Source organism: Leptospira yasudae, assembly GCF_003545925.1.
In the GTDB taxonomy this organism is placed as follows: domain Bacteria; phylum Spirochaetota; class Leptospiria; order Leptospirales; family Leptospiraceae; genus Leptospira; species Leptospira yasudae.
Genome location: NZ_QHCU01000024.1, coordinates 1 through 543 on the forward strand (window position 1 = coordinate 1; position 543 = coordinate 543).

Sequence of the window (543 nt, forward strand, 5' to 3'; positions counted from 1 at the left end):
TGGAAGAGCAGCAAACGTATGCGACTACGACCGCGCAAGGGTATCGGGATGCGGAGTATGATATTTGGACGTATGGAGATCCGAACAGTTCCATTCATAGCTTTCAGTTATCGTCGAGTTTTGCGAGCGGAGGCTGGAGTAATCCTCTTGCGATCGATGCGAGAAACTATATCGACAGTCCTACGGCAGCGAACCATGCGGCTTTGATGTCGCGTTTGAGCAGTTCATTAGGAAATCCTAATTTGGTGGTGAGCGACGTTGGCAATGTGGATTTGGTGGCAGATTCAACTTCCGACTTATTAACGATTATTCATCATTTTAATTCCGATTTAGGCACACCCTATCTGAGACTTGGCGGATCGTATCGGACGAGCGGGGAATCTTTTTGGACGGTGGACGGTCTTTACTGGGCGGGATGGGCCGGTATTTTCTGGACTTATACCGAAACTTACGCCGAAAACAATATTTACTTTCAAGGGAACGTTCAGGTTCACGATTTAGCGGCTCAGAATAACGCGGAATTGTATGAGGGATATAGGGACG

At 47.7% G+C, this 543-nt stretch carries 1 protein-coding gene; it reads left to right on the forward strand.

Annotation, left to right across the window (positions count from 1 at the left end; genetic code table 11):
- Positions 1-543, forward strand: a 543-nt coding sequence (locus DLM76_RS21630) for a hypothetical protein (RefSeq protein ID WP_158586415.1), incomplete at both ends; no start/stop codon positions are given.